The sequence below is a fragment of the Cysteiniphilum litorale genome (genome assembly GCF_003428165.1).
GTDB classification, from domain to species: domain Bacteria; phylum Pseudomonadota; class Gammaproteobacteria; order Francisellales; family Francisellaceae; genus Caedibacter; species Caedibacter litoralis.
This window is the reverse complement of record NZ_QLIQ01000004.1, coordinates 25116-48227: the sequence shown is the minus strand read 5'-3', so window position 1 is coordinate 48227 and position 23112 is coordinate 25116. Positions and strand designations below refer to the sequence as shown.

At 34.7% G+C, this 23112-nt stretch carries 31 protein-coding genes; 1 reads left to right on the top strand and 30 read right to left on the bottom strand.

The window, feature by feature from the left end; genetic code table 11:
• Position 1: 1 nt before the first annotated feature.
• From DNJ75_RS03015 to tnpA, 15 genes are all read right to left on the bottom strand, one after another.
• Positions 2 to 655 (bottom strand): DotI/IcmL/TraM family protein, encoded by a 654-nt coding sequence (locus DNJ75_RS03015; RefSeq protein ID WP_117001704.1) that lies wholly within the window; start codon positions 653 to 655, stop codon positions 2 to 4.
• Positions 656 to 791: 136 nt separating this feature from the next.
• On the bottom strand, positions 792 to 1064 hold the full coding sequence (locus DNJ75_RS03010; protein WP_117001703.1) for a hypothetical protein: 273 nt from the start codon (positions 1062 to 1064) through the stop codon (positions 792 to 794).
• Positions 1051 to 1998, bottom strand: coding sequence for a hypothetical protein (locus DNJ75_RS03005; RefSeq protein WP_117001702.1), 948 nt, complete (start codon positions 1996 to 1998; stop codon positions 1051 to 1053). The genes DNJ75_RS03010 and DNJ75_RS03005 overlap by 14 nt, the downstream gene beginning before the upstream one ends.
• Before the next feature lie 3 nt (positions 1999 to 2001).
• On the bottom strand, positions 2002 to 2697 hold the full coding sequence (locus tag DNJ75_RS03000; RefSeq protein ID WP_117001701.1) for a phospholipase D family nuclease: 696 nt from the start codon (positions 2695 to 2697) through the stop codon (positions 2002 to 2004).
• Complete coding sequence (locus DNJ75_RS02995) at positions 2681 to 2977, bottom strand: hypothetical protein (protein ID WP_117001700.1); 297 nt, start codon at positions 2975 to 2977, stop codon at positions 2681 to 2683. The genes DNJ75_RS03000 and DNJ75_RS02995 overlap by 17 nt, the downstream gene beginning before the upstream one ends.
• A 2-nt stretch (positions 2978 to 2979) precedes the next feature.
• Entirely contained in the window at positions 2980 to 3402 is a 423-nt protein-coding gene (locus tag DNJ75_RS02990) for a hypothetical protein (protein WP_117001699.1), read from the bottom strand.
• Entirely contained in the window at positions 3403 to 3600 is a 198-nt protein-coding gene (locus tag DNJ75_RS02985) for a hypothetical protein (RefSeq protein ID WP_117001698.1), read from the bottom strand.
• Positions 3601 to 3620: 20 nt separating this feature from the next.
• Complete coding sequence (locus DNJ75_RS02980) at positions 3621 to 3827, bottom strand: hypothetical protein (RefSeq protein ID WP_117001697.1); 207 nt, start codon at positions 3825 to 3827, stop codon at positions 3621 to 3623.
• A 113-nt stretch (positions 3828 to 3940) separates the two neighbouring features.
• Positions 3941 to 4159 carry a hypothetical protein gene (locus DNJ75_RS02975; RefSeq protein WP_117001696.1) on the bottom strand — a complete coding sequence of 73 codons (219 nt, stop codon included), beginning with the start codon at positions 4157 to 4159 and terminating at the stop codon, positions 3941 to 3943.
• Positions 4160 to 4181: 22 nt separating this feature from the next.
• The gene (locus DNJ75_RS02970; RefSeq protein ID WP_117001695.1) at positions 4182 to 4676 is read right to left on the bottom strand and encodes a hypothetical protein; all 495 of its coding nucleotides are present in this window, start codon (positions 4674 to 4676) and stop codon (positions 4182 to 4184) included.
• Positions 4676 to 4963: a hypothetical protein gene (locus DNJ75_RS02965; protein WP_117001694.1), complete on the bottom strand. Its 288-nt coding sequence runs from the start codon at positions 4961 to 4963 to the stop codon at positions 4676 to 4678. The genes DNJ75_RS02970 and DNJ75_RS02965 overlap by 1 nt, the downstream gene beginning before the upstream one ends.
• Complete coding sequence (locus tag DNJ75_RS02960) at positions 4956 to 5201, bottom strand: hypothetical protein (RefSeq protein ID WP_117001693.1); 246 nt, start codon at positions 5199 to 5201, stop codon at positions 4956 to 4958. The genes DNJ75_RS02965 and DNJ75_RS02960 overlap by 8 nt, the downstream gene beginning before the upstream one ends.
• On the bottom strand, positions 5191 to 5700 hold the full coding sequence (locus DNJ75_RS02955) for a GNAT family N-acetyltransferase (RefSeq protein WP_117001692.1): 510 nt from the start codon (positions 5698 to 5700) through the stop codon (positions 5191 to 5193). Before DNJ75_RS02955 ends, DNJ75_RS02960 begins: the two co-directional genes overlap by 11 nt.
• A gap of 8 nt (positions 5701 to 5708) precedes the next feature.
• Positions 5709 to 5978 (bottom strand): type II toxin-antitoxin system TacA family antitoxin, encoded by a 270-nt coding sequence (locus DNJ75_RS02950; protein WP_117001691.1) that lies wholly within the window; start codon positions 5976 to 5978, stop codon positions 5709 to 5711.
• 150 nt (positions 5979 to 6128) lie between these two features.
• Positions 6129 to 6542, bottom strand: a complete 414-nt coding sequence (gene tnpA / locus DNJ75_RS02945) for an IS200/IS605 family transposase (RefSeq protein WP_117001690.1) — start codon at positions 6540 to 6542, stop codon at positions 6129 to 6131.
• A gap of 49 nt (positions 6543 to 6591) precedes the next feature.
• On the opposite strand from tnpA, the gene DNJ75_RS02940 reads away from it, so the two are divergent.
• Entirely contained in the window at positions 6592 to 7767 is a 1176-nt protein-coding gene (locus DNJ75_RS02940) for an RNA-guided endonuclease InsQ/TnpB family protein (RefSeq protein ID WP_117001689.1), read from the top strand.
• A 90-nt stretch (positions 7768 to 7857) separates the two neighbouring features.
• Here DNJ75_RS02940 and DNJ75_RS02935 read toward each other — a convergent pair whose 3' ends face one another.
• From DNJ75_RS02935 to DNJ75_RS02865, 15 genes are read right to left on the bottom strand one after another with little or no spacing between them, the layout of a single operon-like run.
• Complete coding sequence (locus tag DNJ75_RS02935; RefSeq protein ID WP_170137179.1) at positions 7858 to 8433, bottom strand: DotI/IcmL/TraM family protein; 576 nt, start codon at positions 8431 to 8433, stop codon at positions 7858 to 7860.
• A 1-nt stretch (position 8434) separates the two neighbouring features.
• On the bottom strand, positions 8435 to 8770 hold the full coding sequence (locus DNJ75_RS02930; RefSeq protein ID WP_170137178.1) for a hypothetical protein: 336 nt from the start codon (positions 8768 to 8770) through the stop codon (positions 8435 to 8437).
• 52 nt (positions 8771 to 8822) lie between these two features.
• Entirely contained in the window at positions 8823 to 10109 is a 1287-nt protein-coding gene (locus DNJ75_RS02925; protein ID WP_117001686.1) for an NAD(P)/FAD-dependent oxidoreductase, read from the bottom strand.
• The gene (locus DNJ75_RS02920) at positions 10109 to 10780 is read right to left on the bottom strand and encodes a hypothetical protein (RefSeq protein ID WP_117001685.1); all 672 of its coding nucleotides are present in this window, start codon (positions 10778 to 10780) and stop codon (positions 10109 to 10111) included. The genes DNJ75_RS02925 and DNJ75_RS02920 overlap by 1 nt, the downstream gene beginning before the upstream one ends.
• On the bottom strand, positions 10780 to 11139 hold the full coding sequence (locus DNJ75_RS02915) for a hypothetical protein (protein ID WP_117001684.1): 360 nt from the start codon (positions 11137 to 11139) through the stop codon (positions 10780 to 10782). Before DNJ75_RS02915 ends, DNJ75_RS02920 begins: the two co-directional genes overlap by 1 nt.
• Positions 11136 to 12260, bottom strand: coding sequence for a radical SAM protein (locus DNJ75_RS02910; protein ID WP_157968174.1), 1125 nt, complete (start codon positions 12258 to 12260; stop codon positions 11136 to 11138). The genes DNJ75_RS02915 and DNJ75_RS02910 overlap by 4 nt, the downstream gene beginning before the upstream one ends.
• The gene (locus DNJ75_RS02905; protein ID WP_117001682.1) at positions 12253 to 13365 is read right to left on the bottom strand and encodes a radical SAM/SPASM domain-containing protein; all 1113 of its coding nucleotides are present in this window, start codon (positions 13363 to 13365) and stop codon (positions 12253 to 12255) included. Before DNJ75_RS02905 ends, DNJ75_RS02910 begins: the two co-directional genes overlap by 8 nt.
• Positions 13362 to 14516: a radical SAM/SPASM domain-containing protein gene (locus DNJ75_RS02900; protein WP_117001681.1), complete on the bottom strand. Its 1155-nt coding sequence runs from the start codon at positions 14514 to 14516 to the stop codon at positions 13362 to 13364. The genes DNJ75_RS02905 and DNJ75_RS02900 overlap by 4 nt, the downstream gene beginning before the upstream one ends.
• A gap of 12 nt (positions 14517 to 14528) precedes the next feature.
• Positions 14529 to 15986 carry a prepilin-type N-terminal cleavage/methylation domain-containing protein gene (locus tag DNJ75_RS02895; RefSeq protein WP_117001680.1) on the bottom strand — a complete coding sequence of 486 codons (1458 nt, stop codon included), beginning with the start codon at positions 15984 to 15986 and terminating at the stop codon, positions 14529 to 14531.
• A gap of 10 nt (positions 15987 to 15996) precedes the next feature.
• Positions 15997 to 16551, bottom strand: coding sequence for a type 4 pilus major pilin (locus DNJ75_RS02890; protein ID WP_117001679.1), 555 nt, complete (start codon positions 16549 to 16551; stop codon positions 15997 to 15999).
• A 23-nt stretch (positions 16552 to 16574) separates the two neighbouring features.
• Positions 16575 to 17702: a type II secretion system F family protein gene (locus tag DNJ75_RS02885; RefSeq protein WP_117001678.1), complete on the bottom strand. Its 1128-nt coding sequence runs from the start codon at positions 17700 to 17702 to the stop codon at positions 16575 to 16577.
• A gap of 11 nt (positions 17703 to 17713) precedes the next feature.
• Complete coding sequence (locus tag DNJ75_RS02880; RefSeq protein ID WP_117001677.1) at positions 17714 to 19498, bottom strand: GspE/PulE family protein; 1785 nt, start codon at positions 19496 to 19498, stop codon at positions 17714 to 17716.
• A 21-nt stretch (positions 19499 to 19519) separates the two neighbouring features.
• Positions 19520 to 20095, bottom strand: coding sequence for a hypothetical protein (locus DNJ75_RS02875; protein WP_117001676.1), 576 nt, complete (start codon positions 20093 to 20095; stop codon positions 19520 to 19522).
• A complete protein-coding gene (gene pilO2 / locus DNJ75_RS02870) occupies positions 20088 to 21476 on the bottom strand; it encodes a type 4b pilus protein PilO2 (protein ID WP_157968173.1) in 1389 nt (462 codons plus the stop codon). The genes DNJ75_RS02875 and pilO2 overlap by 8 nt, the downstream gene beginning before the upstream one ends.
• A gap of 8 nt (positions 21477 to 21484) precedes the next feature.
• On the bottom strand, positions 21485 to 23095 hold the full coding sequence (locus DNJ75_RS02865) for a hypothetical protein (RefSeq protein ID WP_117001674.1): 1611 nt from the start codon (positions 23093 to 23095) through the stop codon (positions 21485 to 21487).
• Positions 23096 to 23112 lie beyond the last annotated feature (17 nt).

Genomic DNA, 23112 nt, shown 5'->3' with positions numbered 1-23112 from the left:
TCTAGTCTCTCTCTCGCATTGCGTACTGTATTACAGCTAAACCCATTGGATTTTCAATATATGTCTCTCTGTTGATTGTTAGATAGAACCTATATTTTGTGGTATATTTCATTCCATTAAATGCACTATAAGTCACTACAGTCGCAGGAATTGATGCCTTCCATTGAAAAACTCCATTTGAAGTCAATCCTTTTTCAATACTTACAGAACCATTAAAGGTAACTGACCCAAATAACTTTAAGTTTTTAACTTGATATAAGTTATTTGTTTCATTCATAGCTTTGACATATTTTCCAATACCTTCAACGCTAAAGTATTTTGTAAATGCATTCCGCATATTTTCTTCTAGATTATCATAGTTATAAAACTGAACTGACCTAATTACCTCTTCAGTATAATCTTGGATATACTCGTCTGAAAAATATTGCTCAGCAATAGCTGGATATTCATAAACTTGATTGTATTGATTAACCGGAATGAAAGTTCTGCTATTCTTTGCTGATATCAAGTATATAGTCATCGCTAGGACTATTATGAATAGTATCACAGATAAAAAGAATACTACTTTCTCAAGAGTATATACCTGTGATTGATAACTTGGGGCTTTAAGTTCAATTTCGATTTTATCGTCAGTTTTTTGCTTTAACTTTGCCATTATTGATTAAGGTAAGCATTTGTATGTGCATAGATTTTAAAGGACTTTTTAAAAAAAATAAGTGATATGAAATTTTAATATTTTATACCCAATACCAAATCCAAACTGGTTAACCATCAATTTGTACGCTATTCGCTCACCTTAATGCTCGCCAACTATCAACCTTTAATACAATATCTTTTTTATAGGCATTTTTAGTTTTAACTTCTTCTATCCACTCAACAACAGCCTCATGCAAACACATGGTTTCTTTTGCCTTGGCCAGATCACTAATACCAATCTTAATAGCACAACGCTCATAGTACTTGTTCGAATCATTAGGCTTCGTAAACTCACAACGTAGATGGCACTCCCATGCTTTGACCTTGCCAGATTTTTTTCGTTTGGTTTGCTTCTTATTTATCTTCACTATCAATGTCCACTAAGAGATTATTTACTATTGTTGCTGTTACCCTAATCTCGTAACTAAAAGGTCTTATATCATCCTTTTCTTTTGTCACCATATTGAGATTTGATTCCACTAGCAATTCATCAAACAAATCTCTCCTCTTATCTTTTATGCTCTTAATACAATCAGGTGGCAGAAGTTTATCAAATCCTGCATAGACGGATTCCTCAGGAAGAATAATTGTGGGAGTGGTTGACGGAAAATAATGCTTATCTAAAAGCCCGTAAACACGAAGAATAAAGCGAAATGTACTTTTAACTATTTGCCACTCAGATTCTCTACTTATAGAATTATGAGCAATTGCTTTATTTCTATAATATACAAAACCCTTTATATCTCGCGTTAGGTTATCAGATGGTTCGGCGTTATAATTTTTAACATCTTTGAATAGTTTAGTTATATAATTTTTTTCTTTTTCACAAATTTTAAGCTTATCACATGAATTACTCCAAATGTTACGTAAGGAAAAGTCATAGGATCCCTTATCAAATAATTTAGATAGTTGACTAAACACAACATGAGTCACTCCAACACCTAAAATACTATTCAAGAAATTTTTATTTGTTATAACATAGTCATGATCATCAATATGTATTGAGTGCCAAAATATGAAAGTCTCAAGCGCTTCTTGCAATATTTCTCGCATTGCCTTTGGTAGTAATCCACTACTGTACCATTGATTATTTTTCAAATTATTATAATTATCTAAACGATCTTGATTTTCATAACTTTCATTTAGCGTACTCTTCAACCATTCTTGATTCTCAATAAGCCTATCTAGCTCATCTTTGGGTGGTAGTCCTGCTAATAACAGTCTGAAGTTAGACTCTGTTTTCTTCATATTGTTAAAGCTAAAGCCTTCTTTTTCATTAATCTCAGTTTCAAACTCCAACATAACCTAATTTGAACTCCACCAGTCTTTAACTTTACGCCAAGCTTCCGAGGATTCTTGCTTGGTTTTTTCATAGACACTGGCGCTTGATGATTTCACAGTATCCCACCATGTCTTGCACTTACCAGTTGATTCGCAGTACTCCGGCAGACTTTGCGACTCCACCATTCTGTTACTGAAATTCGCTTTATACTGACTCGCCAGTTTGGCATCATCAATAATTAGTAAGTTTTCAGCATTACGGACTTGCGCGGATTTGGTAAAGTTGAATGACCCTGTGACTACTTCTTTGCCGTCAATAATCATCACCTTGTTGTGTGCAATGGCAGGCTTATAGTCTACATACACAGGAATATTTGCATTTGTTAGCGTCCGGACAACGCTATATTTTGACGTAATATTACTTTTGTCGATCAGTGCCACGATCTTAACGCCACGCTTATGTGCTTCAAGCAACGCCTTAACAATTGGTGCTGACGTGAACGAATATGCTTGCACGATAATATTGCTTTTTGCTTTACCAATAGCATTTGTCAGCATATCTGTACACTGCATTGCTGTTTGTGACGGTGTAAAACAAAGTTGATACTTAGCACCGGACAAGGCGCCAGTGTACTCACTCGGTGTTGCTGATTTTGCAAAAGAGTAGGGCACTGTAACCGCTAGCGTTAATGCAATTGTAAGCTTAATTCTTAAATTCATGGTTACTCTCTTGTGATTTCTGACCTCTCGTAATGCCATTTTGACGACAAAAGCTTACATACTTCATCCTTGCTCCCAAAATGAAAAAACCTAACAATATTGCACCAATTATTATTCTTACAAATATATTTACATGACTGTCAAAAGCTAAGCTCAAACCTTTAATAAACAGAAGCATCACGCCCACCGTTCCCAATATGGCAGCTATTAGAATTAACATAGTGAAAGCTTCATGATCAGCTATTTGTTTTAATAATATTTTAACCTTGCTAAAGTCCATATTCACCTCTGCTTTTCTTCTTCAAAAACCGCCACAGCGTCATCTTTACTGAATTTCTTAGTCATTGCCTTATCTTTGTATACATCGCGTACATAGCCCAAGTTTTTGGCATAATCGTCATCAGACTCAACCACCCAAGACACCAAGTCCTCACGTACAAAAATGGAGCCTTTTATTTTGACTGCTTCACTGGGTATTGTGTACGGCTTTTTCAAATAAAACGTGCCAGTGTATCTATAACCAATAGGCAGCTTTTGCCGTTCATCTTTAAGTTTATCCATTACGCCTTTTACATAATCAACGGTTTTGTCGTACTCACTTTCAGAGGATGCGCCAATGAAAGCATCTTTTTTGTATTTGAATAGCCATAGGATTCGATCTAAGGTCTCGATGTCATTTTTTATGTTTTTGCGTTGGGCTGTCATTTAAAGTTCGCCTTTTTTGATTTTTTCTACAAGCTTATCGCAATAATATTTACTATCCTTTAAACCAGAACCTGTTTTATCCATAAAATATTTCATAGCAGGAACCATGTTAAACCCATTATCGCCTGTAAATCGTTTGCTAACTTCATCACCTTTTAAAATTCTCACCACTTCATCTTGATAAGCATCAAATTCCATAATTACAGCCTCATTTTTTGTTATTTTCTCAACAGCGATATATCGCTTATTTTTTCAATCTCAAGCGCCACAGGCTCATTATTGTCCGGTGTCGCTATATGAACGAATACGTTGCCAATATCTGCCACTTTGCCGCTGATTTCTTCAAAGTTAGTATAGGTCAGATAGACACTTTTGTTATTTGATCTGGCTTTTTTTAGTTTTTGCGTGTTTGCGTGTAGATTCATTTTTTCTGCTTTTTAGTTTACTTGTTTTGTTGTTACGATCTTGCTTAATTGCACCTAATTTTTGGCGCATGATTTTCTTGAGAACATCTAAGCGACTATCATTATCCATTCGACTATTTTTCATCGTTCTGCTCATCAGTACCTTTTGTTTTAATACCATCGCGCAGCTCTTTTTTCATCTTCGCCAAATTGAAAGCATCTACTGCGTCACAGGCTTTTTTCCATAGCGCTGCATAATTAGGCTTTGCTTTTTCATGATCTGACAGTGACTTGAGTTTAGCTTTTAACGCTTTGGCGCCCACTTCGGTTTTTAGGAATTTGTCAATATTCATGCTAACAGCTCCATGAAAATAGCTATAAATTATGGTTGCTGACCCGGTTAAAGGTTGCAATATTTGCTACATCAAGATCATGAATCCATTGATCGACCAATGTATCACCCACTCTGTTTTTTACTTGATTTATGTTGCGATCAATTTTTTTGATGCCAATGGCAATAATCATTCTTCTTACCAAATGCAATGATGCATAAAGAGCCAGTAAGATCACAAATAAATTAGATAACGTAGATAAGGTCAATTCATTCAAACTGCTCAATGTGATATGCAAATTAATACCATCATCTACTTTAAGTAGCAGTACGGCTTTGATTAAAAAATAAATGACTAACACCGATTTAAATAAAAACATCCAATCATCACACTTATGACGAATGATGCTTCGTTTAAAATATAAGTCTTCAATTTGTTCTCGCTCTTCATTCAAGCATAAACCCTCATTAATAAGAGGTAAATGATAATTAGATTTCATTATTTCGTTGGATGAATTGTTTGTGTATTGGCTAGCCATTATTTATGCCTCCATTTTCTAGACAAAATATTGAACTTATTGATCTCTTTGCTATAGAACATCGGACACAAAGCCGCTTCTACTTCAATCCTGTCAACACTTGGATTCAGTACCACATTATAACGATGGCAATATTTTCTGATGGTAGTGACTTTGTAGCCTAAATATTTTGCTGCCTCGTTATAACTCATTTTCTTGATCGAAAGCTCTACTAATAACTCTCCTGCGGGTTTACCAAATCGTTTCTGGACTTTAACCACAAAACTGTCTGCATACTGATTAGCCATTGTTTGACTCTCTCAACTTATCTAATCCTTTCGACAAAACCAACGCCACACCATACTGCTGCATTGCAAGCTTAAACTGGCTCACGCTGCTATAGCCTAACAGCTCAGCTATCTTCGGCAATGGTGCGGATTCGCCATTCAAAAACCAACGACTGGTATTCCTATTGTTGGCATAGTAACCAATATCAACACCTAGCATTGATTTGCCTACTTTGCTTTTTGGTTCGCTAAACCTCATCAAGAACCTCTTTAATCGTGTCCATCGTTATAAACAGCTGATTCTCTTTTAAATCTAAAAACCCATAGCGTTTATAAAAGTCACTGGCACTTTTGTTTTTCGCATCAACGACTACTACAACTGAGCCTATTGCAGCACTATTGCGATAAGATCGAGTTAGCGCATCAATCAAAAGCAATTCACCATATCTTTTGCCCTTTGTCTCACTCTTTACTGCCAATCTGCCCAATAAAGTTGCAGGCAGGTACGGATATTTTGGCAGCTTCTTTGCCATTCTATCATCGATATTAGTCAGTTGGTAAAAATGGATAATGGTTGACGATAAAGTATAGTAACCAAGTAATGACGATTCATCTAACAATATATACGTAGCACAAACATGCCTTTTCATATCCTGTTTGGCTTGCCTGAGTATATAGTTATTTAACGCTTCTTCACCACAGTCGAACTTAACACCAGACATCTTTTGCTTTGTCAGCAACTCAATTCTTATTGCCATTAACAAACCTACTGAGACAATGTGTCTTTGTGAGTTAAATAAGCTTTTTTCAACGCATCATTCACCTTAGGTGGATTTTCTAGCGCTGCAAAAAAATTCTCTTGTTGTGACAAGGTGAGCTTAATCAAGTTCTGCTCGGTCGTAACTTTCTTAGCAAAGCTCGTCATCGCTCGCATGCCAAACTCAGTTAATGACACACCCATGAGCTGAGCCGCCTTTTCAAAAATAGCCTTGCTATCTGCTGTCACTTTAAACTCTATTCGTGCCGATTTACTCATAACGCTGCCTTATCCGTAATTTATACGGATATTTTAGTTTTTAATTTCTAATTAGTCAATATCACATCACACTCTCTTTAGTGGTTATCAAAATGCGCCGTAAAACACCTTCCTTTAGATGGGTGATATAAGGCGCTTAGGCTTTAAATTCTAGTGAGGACTGTCCTGCTGCTCAATATACTGTTTAATGACTGATATTGGAGCACCACCACAGCTACCTGCAAAGTAGCTAGGCGACCAGAGAACACCTTTCCAATAATATTTGTGTATGTCTTGGTGGTGTTGCCTTAAACGTCTACTAGATACTCCTTTCAAGCTATTAACTAGCTTTGATACTGCAACTTTTGGCGGGTAATTAATAAGTAGGTGTACGTGATCAGCTTCACCATCGAACTCGACAAGCTCTGATTCAAAGTCATCACAAATTTTGTTAAATACTTCACGCATGGTTTCAAAGTGAGCTTGAGTGAATACAGTTCTACGATATTTTGCGACAAAGACCAAATGGACATGTATTAAGAAAGTGCAATGTCTTCCGCTTCTGATTTCCGTTGTTTTGCTCATGCTATTTTAGTATAATATTAAGTATTAGACTAATATTGTATTTTAGTTAATGAAGATACGCAAGGCATACAAATTTAGACTAAAGACCAATGATGTAATAGATCAAAAGTTTTGGTTATTTGCAGGTCATTGTCGTTTTGTATGGAATTACTTTTGGCAGATCAATCAAAATAGATTGTCTCAAGGTCAAAAGATCATGCGTTATCAGGAAATGGACTATTGGTCTAAGTTGTTAAAAGATTCAGATAAGTATCATTTTCTAGCTGAAGCTCAAGCCCACATCATTCAACAGAAGCTTAAAGACTTAGATAAGGCTTACATGGATGCGTTTGATAAGAAACAGCCAAATAAGCGAATGCCTAAGAAACGTAAAAAGCAGCTTCACAGCTCATTTAGATTTCCTCAAGCTCAACACTTTGAGATTGATAATCACAGAGTTAAATTACCTAAGATTGGTTGGGTCGGTTTTCATAAAAGCCAAGAGATAGTTGGCAACCCTAAAAATATAACTATCTCACATAAGTCAGGATATTGGTATATGTCCGTTCAAGTTGAGGTTGAAGTTACTCAAAGAGATATAGCCAATGATACTGCTGTTGGGATAGACGTTGGTATTGCAAAGTTTGCCACTTGTGCAACGGTTAATAGCGACTGTATCTATGAGCCTAAAAATAGTTTTCGTAGCATTGAGGCTAAGTTAGCTAAAGAGCAATGGAAGCTTAAGCACAAAAAGAAATTCTCTAACAACTGGGCTAAGCAAACCAAAAAGATACAAAAACTTCACTCTAAAGCAGCAAATATTAGAAATGACTATTTGCATAAAGTCAGCACTGAAATCTGCAAGAACCACGCAATGATATTCATTGAGGATTTAAAAGTTTCTAATATGAGCAAATCAGCTAAAGGCACACAAGAGCAGCATGGCAAGAATGTTAAAGCCAAATCTGGCTTAAACAAATCAATTCTTGACCAAGGTTGGTATAAGTTTAGGAATCAGCTTGAATACAAGAGCCATTGGCAAGGTGGTGTTGTAGTTGCAGTTGAACCAAGATATACCAGTCAGACTTGCTCAAATTGTGGAAATAAGGCAAAAGAAAGCAGGTTGACGCAATCTTCTTTTGTGTGCATTAGTTGTGGCTTTGAAGCAAATGCAGATGTCAATGCTGCAAGAAATGTTTTGGCGGCTGGACTTAGCCGTGTCGGTCTGTGTAGCGAACTGCATTAGCAGTCGACAGCAGAAACCAGTGGGAAAGCGTGAGTAAGTACCAACCTACTTAATCAGTAGGAATCCCCTTCCTTTAGGGAGGGTAGGATGTCAAATGATTGGACTCATATAAAATCCGGTCACTCCAAGTCCATCAGGGTTAAGCATCCCTGGTGATTTTGTGATTGCCATTGTAATCACATATGCTGCTTGTCTTTGTGTATCTACATTATATGCGGTCATTAGAATTTTTAATTGAACTATCCATATATATCCATCTGTATTAGCCTCCCACCATACGATTTTAGGCTCATCCAAAAAAGTTATTGATGATAGTATTTTATTCTGATGTATGTACTTTATCTGTTTAAGAGCATTTTGACTAATGTTTTCAAAGCCACTTGGGGTGAAGTAATCCTGGAATGATTTTTCTAAATTCAAAAACACATTACCGTAATCATAGGTTAGCATTCTTCTTGTCACAACCTTAGCAAAACTTTCAATAATCATATCGCCATATATCACAGGGTCGTTATATGTTTTTATTGCTACAACATTTTTTTGAGGTGTGACCAAATAGTATTGAACATTATTTCTTTTCTCAATCAGAATTATTGCTATCACTATGCCTATTATGCTTATTAACATGGTAATAGCGGTGGATAATAATATTTTTTTGCTCGTCAATTTATCTTTCCTTCCCATTGGAAATTAAAAGCTGTTTTAATGCTTCATTAATTGCTAATTGCTTTTCTATCGCCATTTTATATTTTGGAATTTCATACTTAATGTACTCATTATATTCTCCAATATCATTATAGGTATGAATAACGGAACTCCCTCGGTTTTTTAAGGCGATATCTGTTCTAGAATATACATTCTTAAGATTAAATAGACCTGTTGCAATTACAATGTATGAAAAGAGCAACATGATTAATGTCAGTATCAGATAAGCTCTTTTTTTTCTATAAATATTTCTGTTCACAAAACCGTTATAAACTATAATGCATTTAATATACAGCATAACAACGACATGACACTTAATCTAGTGATACGATTTTCTATCTTCTGCACTCCTACACTTTAGGTGCATGTTCAGTGTGAGCCAAATTTTTTTGATATATACTGATGTCTGTTTTAGGATATGGAAAAAACTCTTCTAATTTGTAATCTAAATTTGTAAGCCATCTAAAAGAATCATTTTTGTTCATATCGAATCCATGTATGTTCTTCACAACCTGTTGTGTATTTAAAAACCAATCTGATAGTGTGTTGTTTTCTTTATACCATTCAGCTATAACATGTTTCAATACTTTGATTTCCTCAGTATATTGATGTGTTATTTCCTTTTGGATATCAGTATTACCCATTATGGCTTCAATGGCTGCTTCTCCTCTTAGTATCCCATATGACATTGCTAAAGTAACACCTTGAGACAGAATTGGATCTAAAAATGCTGACGCATCCCCTACACTACTCCAGTTCTTTCCATCCATTTTTTCAGAGTAATATGACCACTCTTTTTGGTATATAAAATCATCAATATCATTGCCAAGATAATCATAAAGTCTAAACTCATGCCCAAGCATAAATATATCTTTTAACTCAGGAATATATTGATATATATTTTTTGTTGATATTTTTGTTCTAATCTCTTTGGTCGTAACAAATCCAAAGCTTGTGAGATCACCTAAATGTATTAACCACATCCACCCATACTTATTATGTATAATATTTGTCGTATTTGGATAAAATTTGCCTACAAGCTCCCAATTAATTTTTACGTATCCTCTCAATGCTACTCGATTTTTATATATTTTATGCCTTGAGCTGAATTCTTGTGCAATAACTGCCGCCTGACCAGATGCATCTATCCAATACTTTGATAATATAGTTTCCCCATTTTTCAGTTGGCACGAAAGCAGTGTTTCTCCCCTTTTCCTAATAGAAGATAGCTCATTTTGGATATAGACAACACCTAACTTCTCTGCGCACTCAAGCAGCATACTATCAAATTTATCGCGCCTAACATGAAAGGACATTCTGTGTCCGTTTGCTATCAGCTTTTTTGGGTAGTTGGATAGCTCTGTGTATTTTACATACCAAGGATCAAGACTCATCCCCCATCTATAAGCTGCTCCTATTTTTGTTTGGAACCCTTGATTTAAACATGCTTCTATAACTCCCAGTTTCTCCAAAGCATACACAGTGCCAGTCAGTAAAGCCTCACCAACTTTATTGGTAATGCTTGGATTAATAGCATCAATTATAACAACATTCATATTTGGGTTTTTATTTTTTATTGCTATGGCAGCACTAGTTCCTGCTGGACCAGCTCCAACGATTACCACATCCCATGCCATCACTTAATATCTCCAAAGAGTTTAGGCAACTCTTCTTCTACTGTTTTCTTAAAAGCGACTCCAATGCTGTTAATATAACTTTTAATACCTGCTTCTCCACCCATAAATTCATAAACCACATCTTCAATGGCTGACTTCACTAAATCCATGTGTTTTAAAAAATTGTCTTGCGTGAATACAGTATCCATATAATTACAGGACGTAATTTTTTCTGGCTTGTACCCAAGTAAGTTGCCTACTATATAAATATAATAATTCGCCACAGGGAGTAACATCCCTCTCATGGATTTTGCCTCTAACCATTTTCTCGTTAATTTTTTAAGGTAATCTATATACTGTATAATATTATCTTCCGAAGATGGGGGTAATAATGATGCGTTAACATCCAAAGACAACATCATTAAAATAATCTCATCTAAATCTAGAAGTAACAAAGACTCATAACTGATTTCCATAGTAACTTCTTTAACGCCGCTATTTTTATAATTCAAGATAACATCAAGATAGACTTCTGATATTTGGGTTCTATCACAAAACTCCTCTGTTAGGAGAAATGATGCGTTGTTTAAATTTGTTGGAATATGGCAACTATCTTGATCTATATAAATATGATGCGCATCTTCATTAGTATATAAATCATTTTCAATATCGCTCAACTTAATTTGCTGCATTAACGCCACCCCCTTGAGCCATGGCACGCACTATGACAGTTACTATAGCAACCATTCATATTGGTGGAATCACTCCCTCCCACAAACATTTTTGCTGCATTCAAAGCTAATGAATCCACTCTAAGTGCAGACGTTAATGTTGCAAAACTATCACCGATTGCCTCCAGGGTGCTCTTTTTTGTAAGGATATTAATTGCATCTGACACAACACCACTATCTGTATTATCAGAATCTATGTCTAGATATTGATCATCTGAGTTAATCTGGATTACATCAGGCAAAATCGACCTTGCTTGAGCAACGGTACTCATGGCTTCTAATGTTAAAATTAGTATTGCTGTAGAACTTTTATTATTCATAAAACCCCCTTCATTTCTTTAATTCCTTGACTCTGTTTATATATTGTTTCCAATAAGATTTTGTTGCCACTGCACTCGCCTGACTCATCTATATACGATGATGCCAGACAACCAGATGAACAAACTTCAGTAAATAAACACTTACTGCAATTTGCTTTTCTTTTACTTCTTGACTCAAGTATATTTGACACAAAAAGTGATGCGGAAGCTCTAGAATTGTCATACTCACTATTTAACGCTGTACATCCAGGTTTATAGCCGTTTGCATCGTATGTATGAAAGTTTTTGTCACAAGCTCCAGAAAAACATACTGGCATTTTATTGAGAGCATTTACATCGGACTCTATGAATTTTTCTAGCCCTAATTTTAAATCATCTAATGGTGATATACTTAATTTCATTTTTTCTGACTCATTCCACAAGGAATATAATTTAAATAGGCGGGACATATATTTACTATATTCAATATTATTCACTCCAATCTCATCCCAATACACTCGAGCATTGCCTGTTTTGGTTAGTTTTTCTATATGTATACTATTAACGCCACAATCTGAAAATCTTCTAAATAAGGCTATAGGATTTTTCCAGTCTTGTATGAAGTATTTTGTTAATGTAATCGTAACATCAAGTGCGATACCATCTTTATGAGCTTGATTTAGCAAAGTCCAAAACTTACTCTCATAGTCCTCATGTGATATTATTTGATTTTTCTTTGTTAATCGTATTCGATGATCCCATGAGACGCCTATTTTCCCACTAAAATATTTTTTGAATACTTGTTCCCACTCATGGTTATAGTTCATCAAGTTGGTTTGTATGCTATGCTCAATATTTACTTTTTTATATTGATTTATGATAGTTACGGCTTCTTCTATCCAACTTGGTGATTTTAGTGTTGGCTCTCCGCCATGCCATTGGATTAATACTCGGTCTCCTTCCTTTGTATGAAATTTCATGTTTTCCACAATTTTATGAATCATGTCCATATTCATTTTCTTAGGGTTTGAGGGAATAAAGCAATGTTGACAATATAAGTTACATCCCTCATGAACTCTCAAATAAAAAATCTTATTATATTGACTATACCCATTCCCAAAGGTTTCTGTATTCTTACTCATTTGCCTCCCTCCTTGCATACTGTATCAACCTCCCCTCGTTATCATTACTTGCCTCACGATATTTTTTTATATGATTCAAAAACAACTTGTAGCCACTGCATTCACCGTCATTAAATTTTGAGGCTATAGGACACCCAGATTTACACCAAAGCCTGTAGTCACACTTCATGCAAAAGTTGTTGAAATGATGAAGGCCTTGCGTTTTAATCCACGATTTGCGCAATGGTGACTGTTGTAACTCTTGAATAGACTTGATTTGATCTAATTTTACAAAATGTTTTTCATGGGAAGATCTGTCGGGGCAAGTATTAACACCTGTGTCTGGTTCTATTACAAGAAAATCTTTTTGGCACGTGGTCCCCCATCTATCACCTGGCATGCCATGAATAACTCCATTAATTCCTGCTATGATTTGCTTTATATATATTGTTTTTTCTTGATTATGAACTTGACTCATTACTATATTAAAAAGCTCTATTAGAAACATACTATGCTCATAATTAGTTGGCCAATCTGAAGGAACCTCCTTTAAACCAAAAATGTTATATCTTTCAAAATTAACATAGTCAAAGTTATTATCGATAAAGAAGCTGATAATCTCTTTTTCTCTACCTATTTCATTCCTAGTTGGGACAACGCCAGGATATACATCTATATTAGCTTCACGTGCTAATGCAACTTTATTAAGCCATAAATCAAAATAACGCTCACTTGAACCTTTAATCTTTCGTTGAGAAAAATCTATACTACTGCCTATCTCAAAATTAAATCGGTCTCTTATTATAGAAATATGTTCATCTTTTAATGGAATTAATGATGTTTGCATGCTTTCAGTATGGTCAGGAAAATGCATATCTATCACATCAAACATTTCAGCATATGTTTTTGCTGATATAGTTAATGGTTCACCACCATGCCAAATAATATGCAATTTTTTCTTTCTCTCACTATGCATGAGTTCTTTAATTCTTTTACATACTATCTCAAGCTTGTTTAAGCTAAGCTTATTTTTCTCTGCTCTAGTAGCCTCAGATAAATAACAATGATCACAGCCAACGTTACAATAATTTGTTGGCTTCAGGTAAACAGTTAGAACTTCGCTCATACAGACACCATCAGTCTATCATTTATTAATTTATCTACCTTGCCCTTGCGCACATCTGATTTAATTTTATCAAAGACAATTTTCCATGAGTGACAGTAATAAAACTTCCCTCCAAGTCCTCGGTCAAAAAGTACAGCATCCCTCATGCATCCTCCTTGGCACTCTCTAAAATGGTCGCACGTCAAACAATCTTTAGGGAGATCGTATTGCCTTCTTTTCATTAATACCGCTGCTTTGCTTGTCATCGCTTTTTTCATAAACCCATCAACATTAACTTTGATTTCAATGTTGGTATCTCTCAATGGAACATTACCTGAAATGGCATTGCCGTATTTATATTTGGGCATCCTCAAATCTGCAAACTCACTACAGTTATATAAATCTCCATTTGGCTCTATTCCAATAAATCGTCCACCACATTTATTCGTCCAAGGGCATCTGTCTTGTTCAATCCCTAAAACAGCTTTTAACATTTGATCAAGAGGCGTTATATCAAAATTAGGCACATCAGAAATCCACTTTTCCCATAAGGATAAAAGCATCTGCGCATATGTTTCAGGTGTAATAAACTCTGATGAGTTTGATGATTTACCCGCTGGATACCGATAGTTATATCTAATATTAAATGAATTGTTACTTAGGCCAAGTGAGTAATCATATATCTTATGACCATAGTCTACCGTATCCTCAGTATATGTTCCAATAACCAAAGGATAAAACCCATCATTTATAACATTTCCCAATGCCTCATGAAATCTTTTAACATACTTTTCGCTTGATCCTTTGATAGTTCTATGTTTTTCATCTGGATCATAACTGGTAGAAATCCTTCCGCCAAATATTTCATCAAAAATTTTTTTCCATCTAGATGTTTTATATAGTAATAAATTTGTTTGCACTGAAAATTTGATGTTAGGCTTTAAAGATTTGGCATATTCATAGCACGACACATAAAATTCTGGCGACATTAACAATGGTTCGCCACCATGCCATATCCAATTAACATTTTCAGCTAATTGCGGGGATACTTTATTAAATATTTTTACAAATGTTTCCACCGTCCACTTGTTAACATCATAAGGAGGTGCAGCGCAGTAATTGCAATCTGCATTACAAGCTTTTGTTGGCTTTGCGATAACTGTTCCAATCATATACTTCTTTTCTCATAGATAGGCGCAATAAACATTAGCTAAACCTTGAAAATAAGTATCTGAACTTCTAACAACCCAACTTGCTCCAGAGTTATCAGCCCATACATTCATTTTTGATCCTGCACCAGACGATGGGTTACCAACTGTTTGGGGTATCACTATGATCTTAGGCTCTCCACCATCTGGGCACGCAGGTTTAGTAATAACGCTATTTGAATATACACTGTAGACATTTTTTAACACATACCCAGCAAGAAATGAAGTGATACGTTTATTTGCTGCAGACCTTAAAGTAATGTCATTCACATAAACATTACTATTGCCAGGAACACCTGTCTGATTTCCAATGTAAGCATCACCATATGTTCCATCTGCCCTTAACTGGCTATTAATATTGGTTGTTTTAGATACTATATTCACATTTGAATTACTGTTAATGTTCCCAATGACTATATTCATGGATGAATTAGTGAAATTAACTCCATTTATATCAACGCTGTTATTAGTCACTTTTAATGAAGATCCATTTGATAACAGATTAATATTAGCCGAATTTATAGTGGTGCTATTTGTGCCATTAATCGAAATGCTATCTGATGAATTTATAGTGCTTTGGCGTGCGGATATGCTAAATGAGTCAATTGCCTGAGATACAATATTCCTTGCATATGATTCAATTGAAGTATTAGCATGGTTCTCGATTCCTGATGATCTCACAATAAATTTATTATTAGGTTCTACTTGTATAGATCCTTGATCATTAGTTATTGTAGCTATTCCTGTATTTTTCATTCTTATAGCGGAGGTATTAACAATCTCCCTTTTATTCTCAGGTTGGGCATCATTAAACGACACATTTGCCTGCATTTGGTTAGCGCCATCAATCCTTAACCAAACATCAGCTGTCTGCTGTATTATGATGTTGATTGTCAGCGTCGCATTAACTTTGTCAAAATTATATGAAGTGGTTCCATTAAAAGCGCCGTGATAAGGACTACCAAGCTTTGATTTAATTGCCATTACAACTTCAGAAGCTAAAACAGGCGATGGAGCTTGAACGCCATTAACATAATCAACTATTGGTCCTATGTTTATCTGAGCAGCGACTCTTGAGTGTACTGGTGTGTTGATTATAACCTGAGGATCAGGGTTATTTATTATGGGGGAATTTAACGTAAAATTACATGGAAGATACGCAATAGGTGATATGCCATGACAAGTTGCATCTTGCAGCCATAAAACTCCATTGTATACACCAGCTGCTAATGTTTGATCTTCAGCAGTGCGAGTTTCTACTGCTGATATAAAACTTGCTAATTGGTTGCCAAGCGCAGCCGCATCTTTACTCTTTTGCCCTCTCATCATGAATTGATAAAAAAGCATTGATAAAAAGCTAATAACCGCAATTACGATAAGTAGCTCAATTAAAGAGAATCCATTTTGCTTATTGTTTGACTTTCTCTTTCCCATATTTTTTACTCTATGAAAAATTTATTGTTAAGTTTGCAGTATCACCATTTCCAGCGCATGCTGTTGCTAATTCACCAGGACCATTCGCAACCTGACCATTTGCAGATACAGAAATCGCATTACCATTTAGATATTTGCTACCAATAGATGTGCATGAACTTGAAGGTATAGCATTTAACTGAACACTAAACTGACGCCCACCTTGTGCTGGATTTACCACAATTGTTGAAGCATTATCATCACCGTACCATGCGGTGCCTATAATGCCTGCAGCGGAATCTTTAACTAAAGTGCTAGGAACTGACCCAGATCTGATCGCTACAAGTGAAGAAACATCATTATAATTACCTCCAGCTGCGGCATATATACTGTGAATCCCTTGAGATATAGCATCTACACCGCTTGTCATTTGCTGATCTTTTGATTTACCCCAAAGCATTGTACCTATTGTAAAAACTATGATTATTAAAAATGCTATGACGCCAATTACAATCAGTAATTCTATGACTGAGTATCCATCTTGTTTAGTGGTTAATGCTTTCATATTTTTTTGATCGTTACTCATTTATATCTCCTAATTATTTACTTTTAAAAACTACCATTTGTCATTCCAATGCCATATATCGCTAACATAAACGCACATAAATAAGCGCCTAAGATCAACATACAAACCGTGTTGATTGTTTTGAAGCCAGCTTGGATTTTTCGTATTTGTTTATCTAGGTAATCAGTTGCAAGGTCATCTATTGCATTTTGAAGTTTTCCTGCATTTGTATATATCTCTAGCAATCCTGATATTTCTTTGGTGAAAAATGTGCTTGATGATAAAGCAACCCCCGGCTTACCACCAGATTTAATAAAATTTCTCATTTTATATATATAGTATGTTAAGTAATCATTTGCATTTACCCCTATCACTTTCAATGCGAAATCAATAGAATTTTTTTTCGACTTCAACAGTAAAGAAAGCGATATTAAAAATTTAACTGCAATAATTTTTTTATAAATTGAGAATGGAGGAATTTTATCTAAAACGTCCAGTCTAAACCTGAATGTGCTTCTCGATATCATATATACACATATAACAACTAGGACAGTGCATATTACCAAAAACTCAACACTATGAGAGAGGATGAACTTATTAAAACTATCAAATTTATAGGTAAATGGGGGAAGTCTATCTGTTGGTATTGCTCCAACAATAGTTGGCATTATCTTTTTAGCTGAGAAAAGCATTAACCCAATAATACCAACTATAAAAATTATTGGCTTTATCATGCTCAGTATAATTGCTGACCGCACTTTACCAAGTTTTTCAGTAATCGCTATGACATTAGATAAGCCATCTCCCACTTCTTTAGCATCAGCAGATGAAAGTAACATTGTTTCATCTTTTGGAATATAGATTTTCACTGCTTCTGAAAATGTCATCCCCATTGCAGAATATCTGTAATATACATCATTAATGATATTTATGATGGTTCCATGTACTTTTATAAACCTGCCATCATGCTTCTTATACATACTCCTAATTTGATCAAGAGCCTCTTCTATACTAAAATTTGATGACATTAGCATAATGAAGGTACGATAAAACTCAATTCTCATGCTCGTGAAGAATGTGACTCTTAACATTAACACCCTCCATGGCGAATATAAACTAATTGTTTTACTGTTCAATAGGGGTTTTATAATTCCCAATACGCTGTTAAACATGTTGAATCTCCCTAAAATTTAATAATGTTTTTATAAAAGTTTTTGTCAAACAAATCTTCCGTCTTCTCTATGTGCAAAGGACCTACTTTGCTTTCCAATGCCTCAGGGCATACCATCCCTTCTAAAACCTTTACTAACCCATGCTCTTTGATTGTCATACCACCTTTTTCTCTCCAAACCTTATAAGCTAACTCATGCTCTTTATTGCGAATATGCACAAGCATTGAACTTGTTGGTGAAACCACCTCAGCAACAACAGTTCTCCCCTTCACACCCAAATGGTTGCAATTAGAACAACCTTTTTTGTTTTTAAATCTTATATTTTTAATAAGCGATTCATCTAAGTTATATTTTTCAATACATGCATATATACTTTTAATCACTGACTTTCTTGATGAGTTTGTGGCATCATACTCTTCAATACTCAGCGAACAATCATGGCATAGTGTTTGCACCAAGGTTTGATAAACTAATAAAAGTAAAAAATCGGGAGAACATACCACCTCCCTCTCCATCCCTATTCCACACAATCGTTCCACGATAGCAAGCGCATTTTGAGCATGCACAGTTGTATAAAATGGATGACCTGACTGAATTGACTTTTGAGCTGATTTAGCTGTGTTTTCGCTACGTATCTCATTACAGTAAATGATATCAGGGTCAAGTCTCATCGTAGTTTTTACTGTTATATCATATACTTTTGAAATTTCTTCTTCAGTCATATTTGCTGACTCATGCACTATCAACTGGTTCACCAATTCAATTAAATACTCCACTGGAGATTCAATTGATATATATTTTCGCGTATCTCCATACCATTCAATTAATCGAGTTAGCATTCCAGCAAGTGTTGTTGATTTTCCAGACCCGGTTGTTCCCGCAATGATTATTCCTCCCGAAGGAAAGCGCATCGCCTCCTCTATTAACTCTATTTGTCTGGTTGAATAACCAAGATGAGTCAAAGGCTTAATATCTGATTTATCTGTTGATAATATTCTCAGCGCTACAATATATGCCTCTTGCCGCTCTAAGTCATCATTCATTAAATCATTCGCTTCTATAGCAGCACTTGCAAATCGTAACCTATATTTTTTTTGATTAATTGTTCGCTCAATAATAGTTTGCTGCATTTCACTACCACTGAATTGAGTATCCTTTTGCCCCTCTATTCCTTTTCCATTATAAATAGCTCTGATCATATGATGAATATAATTAACTTCATAGGTATCATATGTTATTAGATCACCGTGCACCCTAAATTGTATTTTGGCATATGTCCCTCTAACAGTGAAATGTATATCTGTCGCATGGTTTTTAATAGCAACTTGTAATATTTTATCAAAGTCCCTAACATATACCTCACGTAATTGGTTTTGATCATCTTTTCTTATTTTTTGTAGAAAAGTGCTTATTACTCCTGCTTTAGCACGATATGTTTTTGAAGTAGTTAAATTATATTTATGTTCAGCAATCTTTGAATATTTTAATATAATGTCTTTAATTTGAGTTTGAGGCACATCCACTACGTGCAATACTGCTAAATACACCCCACCTTTACTTGAGCCATCCGTTTTTATAAACAGTATATTTTTTAGTTCCGCTTCAGTTAAATGATCTTTCTCATTTTGATCAGTGAATAAAAGCTTGTCCGCAACAAAATCAACATCTTCGTATTTCTCAATTATATTGCGATGATTATTGCTTTCTATCTTATAAGTAACATGATCTTTTTGCTCAACTTGAGTAAAACTACTAGGAAAACTTATTTTTTTGTCTTTTTTTAGAAAAAGTCTCATCTTACACCACTACTCTACAATCTATCTACTTTTATTGTCTTCCGTTGGGATATCCATTACTGGATCTGTTGATGGGTATAAGTAAATTTTTTGTTTAGTTTTTTTATTCTCTAAAATAACCTCTAGAGGGTTTATTTTAGTTACTTTCCAAACCCCTGAAATTACTTGACCAGTCTCAACTGGTAAAACTTCATTATTATTTTGGATGAGCGCTTTTAAGTTGTCTTCAACACCATATATTTGAAATAAGCTAAAAGATGGAGATCCCTCTTTTGGCTTATTTGTTTTTTGTTTATCCTCTTGAGAGTTGTTTACAAATGGTGTGTATATTGGTTGAGAGGCAGATGTTTGCGTATATGCAGTAGGTTGTTCAACATTCGAAAAATCGCCATCTTTAGCTTTTTTTATTTGATTATTGAGTTTTAAATTATCAAGCTTAGCTTTGTCTATTTTGTTTTTCATTTCCTGTAAGTTTAAACTTTGAGACAACTGATCCATGCTATCTGCATATTCAGTGTTCACATCATTCGCTACTGCAATATTACTACAGCCATAGCAAATTATTGTTATTGATAGTGCTAATATATTTTTATGCATAAATTACTCCTTCAAAAGACCATCTTTGAATCTGTGCTTCATCATTAAATTGGATTTTCATGCTCTTAAGCATAAGAAACGGGTTCTGCTGTATTGCTTTTGTAAATTTCAAGAATTCAAGATATCCAGTACCTATTATACTGATTTTCCTATTACCTAACGCTAAACTAGATGCGTCCACCTTCTGATCTTGTTTGATGCTTCTTTCATCAGCAGTAATTGTATATTTCAAGGCTGAACTTTGGATCTTGGAGACAAGCTCTACTAAATATTTTTTTTGAATATCAACATTTGCTATCAACGCATTTATATCCTTGTTTGAATACTCAATTTTTGCATTCAGCGGTATTATAAATGTTCCTTTATTCTGATCTAATGACAACTCTAATGGAGGACTACCTAATATTTTGCGCAATTTCATTAGCATGTCCAAATTTGCATATTCTCTTCTTTCATACAAATACTTCAATTCTTTGATCGCTGTATCATCAACAGATATTTCTTTTAATCCCCAACCATGTTTTAAATACACTACTCTTTTTAGTGCATCATTCATCGCTTTAATTATATCCGCTGCGTTTTTAGACTTAATTCCTTCTAACATCTCTTCATTTCGCTTTTTTTGTGCTTCTTCTTGAGATTTTTTTAGTGCAAGAAATTTAGCTCTTGCATTTTCTTTACTGGCAACTGATGCTTGATATGTTGAATATTTATGGTAAGCGTAGCTAAAAATTATAATTGATAGTAAAAGACTGCCGAAAACAAAAGTTTTCCTATCTTTTTTTACTACGTCTATTGTAATGTTTTTTCTTGCTCTTGCTGGAATCGTGTTAAGAAACTTATTTAAACTAAATTCCTCAATATTTACTATATTTTCAGGAAACATCAGCGAACTTTCAAGTGCATGATCATCAAGCTCTATAATTACTTTACAGTTTCTCAATAACTTTGCTTTTTCTGATAGAAATTTAAAATATTCGATGACCTTTTCTCTTGATAAAACCATATCGCCCGAATACTTAATATCAAAGCCAGCCTCGCCTATTACTCCTTGGCTAATTAATGAATCGACAATATTACTCTCATTTAGATGTGAGCCTGATGGAACAACACCACCATTTTCAATAACACATACCCAATACATTTGAATACCTGACTCGTCACTCAAAGGAAGTTTATCGGTTAGGTATATCAAATTGTCATACTCAAGTGACAATGCTGCAGCCAATGGGATTTTATGTTTATAATTTTTTTCACATAAAACTGATCGCTTCATTCCATCAACATATAAGCCATAACAACCATGATTATATTTTCGGAAATGTTTTTTATTGCTCTCAATATTCCACACCAAATTTACTGCATAATTATTTATAATCATGAGAACCATTAACTCCAATTATCAATAATGTAAGGGGTAACAATAATTACGGTAATTGTTTGCTGATGATTTGTGGACTGATTACCTCCCAACGCCCAAGTGCTAGAAGGTCCAATTGAATTAGTCCCAGTATTATTAACATTATTTTGAAATCCTGCCAATACTGCTGTTTGTCCTGAATGCAAAGGCACAGCCTGCATAAATGTCTTATGCCGCAAATCTGGTAACTCAATTGTGTTAGGAGTGGTTAGCCCTCCAGAGTAAAATTGTTTTTCTCTCATAGCTTCTAACTGAGATATGTTAGAAGATATATTCATCAAAACTTCATTATTTCTTATAATTCTTGGAGTGATAACTATTGAATACCCAGTATCTATAGTTCCTGGAGTAACACTTGTTTGTATATTATCACTACTTGAACTAGATCCGCCAGAATTTGTTACCGATACCTGCTTCACATATGCAGTTGTTCTATCAACTTTAACTGGTGATGGTTTTCCATTTACAGTATAAATAATTGTGCCAGTTACATATGATGTTTTGCCTAATTTTTGCAATGCTGAAGCGATTATTTTTGACCCTGCAAATGGTCCACTTGATATCCCCCCTGTTACTGTAGCTGTTTCCATTGTTGAAGAGTTAAACGGATCTGCCAAAGGCACTGGAACTTTTGTACTACTCCAAGATAAAGATCCTTGTGTAACTTTGTATATCGCATCCCAATTTAACCCATAACTTGATGAATTATTGGTGCTAACATCATATATATCAACCTTGATAGCAATTCTCTTTCCAGATATCTCATTAATTTTTTCTATGTACGACGTTACATACTCCATTATATCTGGCGTTGTTGTTACCGTTAAAGTCCCATTTGTAGGGCTCGCATCTACGCTACCATTCTTTTTAATTATTGATTTAATTGTATCAACCGTAGACTTCCAAGGATCATAATTACCATAGTTATATGACGTTTTAGTGTTTTGATCACCACTCTCGGTTGATGTATTGCTTTGAATTTTAGATTCAGAAGTTTGTGACCCAGTAAGCAAATCAAGATCAAATGTTTTAGTTTCAGTTCTAAACAATGTGATTGAGTCTTGGTTTTTATTATATTTCCACCATAAGTTATACTTTGACGATATTGTGTCAAATAACCCTTTCAATGTACCTGTATAATAAACAACTGTGCCATTGTCTTGGTTTTTATTTTGCTTTGATGAGTTACTATCATCTGAACTTGAATTATCATCCATACCCAAATAAGACTTAGCATCATCTGAAATTCTAATATTAACTCCAGTATCATATGCTATTGCTGTAACTATTTCAGATAGAGTCAATGCTCTTCCTGTATTATATACATATTTTTTATCAAATAATGGGGGGAGAGCCTCTTGAGGTTTTTTTGTTTTATAGCTAGATGTTGCAACATATATATTATTATCAAAACTTATTAAGCTAGCATTCTGCTTTTCATTGGCCTTAGCAAATATATCAGCGCCTGACTGATAGTTTTGCTCAGCATCTTTTTTTGTTTGCTCGATATTAGCGCAGCTAGACAGCAAAACCGTTACTAATATACTTAATTTAAGTTTACTTAAGTTTTTCATAGACATCGTTAATGCACTCCTTT

What these genes read in the sequence shown, in the direction of transcription:
- DNJ75_RS02920 (WP_117001685.1), bottom strand. Translation starts at nt 10,780, where the DNA reads ATGCAGCAAATTAAGTTGAGCGATATTGAAAATGATTTATATACTAAT.
- DNJ75_RS02890 (WP_117001679.1), bottom strand. Translation starts at nt 16,551, where the DNA reads ATGAGTAACGATCAAAAAAATATGAAAGCATTAACCACTAAACAAGAT.
- DNJ75_RS02905 (WP_117001682.1), bottom strand. Translation starts at nt 13,365, where the DNA reads ATGAGCGAAGTTCTAACTGTTTACCTGAAGCCAACAAATTATTGTAAC.
- DNJ75_RS02995 (WP_117001700.1), bottom strand. Translation starts at nt 2,977, where the DNA reads ATGGACTTTAGCAAGGTTAAAATATTATTAAAACAAATAGCTGATCAT.
- DNJ75_RS02950 (WP_117001691.1), bottom strand. Translation starts at nt 5,978, where the DNA reads ATGAGTAAATCGGCACGAATAGAGTTTAAAGTGACAGCAGATAGCAAG.
- DNJ75_RS02880 (WP_117001677.1), bottom strand. Translation starts at nt 19,498, where the DNA reads ATGAGACTTTTTCTAAAAAAAGACAAAAAAATAAGTTTTCCTAGTAGT.
- pilO2 (WP_157968173.1), bottom strand. Translation starts at nt 21,476, where the DNA reads ATGATTATAAATAATTATGCAGTAAATTTGGTGTGGAATATTGAGAGC.
- DNJ75_RS02910 (WP_157968174.1), bottom strand. Translation starts at nt 12,260, where the DNA reads ATGAGTAAGAATACAGAAACCTTTGGGAATGGGTATAGTCAATATAAT.
- DNJ75_RS02985 (WP_117001698.1), bottom strand. Translation starts at nt 3,600, where the DNA reads ATGGAATTTGATGCTTATCAAGATGAAGTGGTGAGAATTTTAAAAGGT.
- DNJ75_RS02925 (WP_117001686.1), bottom strand. Translation starts at nt 10,109, where the DNA reads ATGGCATGGGATGTGGTAATCGTTGGAGCTGGTCCAGCAGGAACTAGT.
- DNJ75_RS02900 (WP_117001681.1), bottom strand. Translation starts at nt 14,516, where the DNA reads ATGATTGGAACAGTTATCGCAAAGCCAACAAAAGCTTGTAATGCAGAT.
- DNJ75_RS03015 (WP_117001704.1), bottom strand. Translation starts at nt 655, where the DNA reads ATGGCAAAGTTAAAGCAAAAAACTGACGATAAAATCGAAATTGAACTT.
- DNJ75_RS03000 (WP_117001701.1), bottom strand. Translation starts at nt 2,697, where the DNA reads ATGAATTTAAGAATTAAGCTTACAATTGCATTAACGCTAGCGGTTACA.
- DNJ75_RS02960 (WP_117001693.1), bottom strand. Translation starts at nt 5,201, where the DNA reads ATGAGGTTTAGCGAACCAAAAAGCAAAGTAGGCAAATCAATGCTAGGT.
- DNJ75_RS02930 (WP_170137178.1), bottom strand. Translation starts at nt 8,770, where the DNA reads ATGCTGTATATTAAATGCATTATAGTTTATAACGGTTTTGTGAACAGA.
- DNJ75_RS02965 (WP_117001694.1), bottom strand. Translation starts at nt 4,963, where the DNA reads ATGGCTAATCAGTATGCAGACAGTTTTGTGGTTAAAGTCCAGAAACGA.
- DNJ75_RS02955 (WP_117001692.1), bottom strand. Translation starts at nt 5,700, where the DNA reads ATGGCAATAAGAATTGAGTTGCTGACAAAGCAAAAGATGTCTGGTGTT.
- DNJ75_RS03005 (WP_117001702.1), bottom strand. Translation starts at nt 1,998, where the DNA reads ATGTTGGAGTTTGAAACTGAGATTAATGAAAAAGAAGGCTTTAGCTTT.
- DNJ75_RS02990 (WP_117001699.1), bottom strand. Translation starts at nt 3,402, where the DNA reads ATGACAGCCCAACGCAAAAACATAAAAAATGACATCGAGACCTTAGAT.
- DNJ75_RS02875 (WP_117001676.1), bottom strand. Translation starts at nt 20,095, where the DNA reads ATGCATAAAAATATATTAGCACTATCAATAACAATAATTTGCTATGGC.
- DNJ75_RS02865 (WP_117001674.1), bottom strand. Translation starts at nt 23,095, where the DNA reads ATGTCTATGAAAAACTTAAGTAAACTTAAATTAAGTATATTAGTAACG.
- tnpA (WP_117001690.1), bottom strand. Translation starts at nt 6,542, where the DNA reads ATGAGCAAAACAACGGAAATCAGAAGCGGAAGACATTGCACTTTCTTA.
- DNJ75_RS02980 (WP_117001697.1), bottom strand. Translation starts at nt 3,827, where the DNA reads ATGAATCTACACGCAAACACGCAAAAACTAAAAAAAGCCAGATCAAAT.
- DNJ75_RS02940 (WP_117001689.1), top strand. Translation starts at nt 6,592, where the DNA reads ATGAAGATACGCAAGGCATACAAATTTAGACTAAAGACCAATGATGTA.
- DNJ75_RS02915 (WP_117001684.1), bottom strand. Translation starts at nt 11,139, where the DNA reads ATGAATAATAAAAGTTCTACAGCAATACTAATTTTAACATTAGAAGCC.
- DNJ75_RS02970 (WP_117001695.1), bottom strand. Translation starts at nt 4,676, where the DNA reads ATGGCTAGCCAATACACAAACAATTCATCCAACGAAATAATGAAATCT.
- DNJ75_RS02975 (WP_117001696.1), bottom strand. Translation starts at nt 4,159, where the DNA reads ATGAATATTGACAAATTCCTAAAAACCGAAGTGGGCGCCAAAGCGTTA.
- DNJ75_RS02895 (WP_117001680.1), bottom strand. Translation starts at nt 15,986, where the DNA reads ATGGGAAAGAGAAAGTCAAACAATAAGCAAAATGGATTCTCTTTAATT.
- DNJ75_RS02885 (WP_117001678.1), bottom strand. Translation starts at nt 17,702, where the DNA reads ATGTTTAACAGCGTATTGGGAATTATAAAACCCCTATTGAACAGTAAA.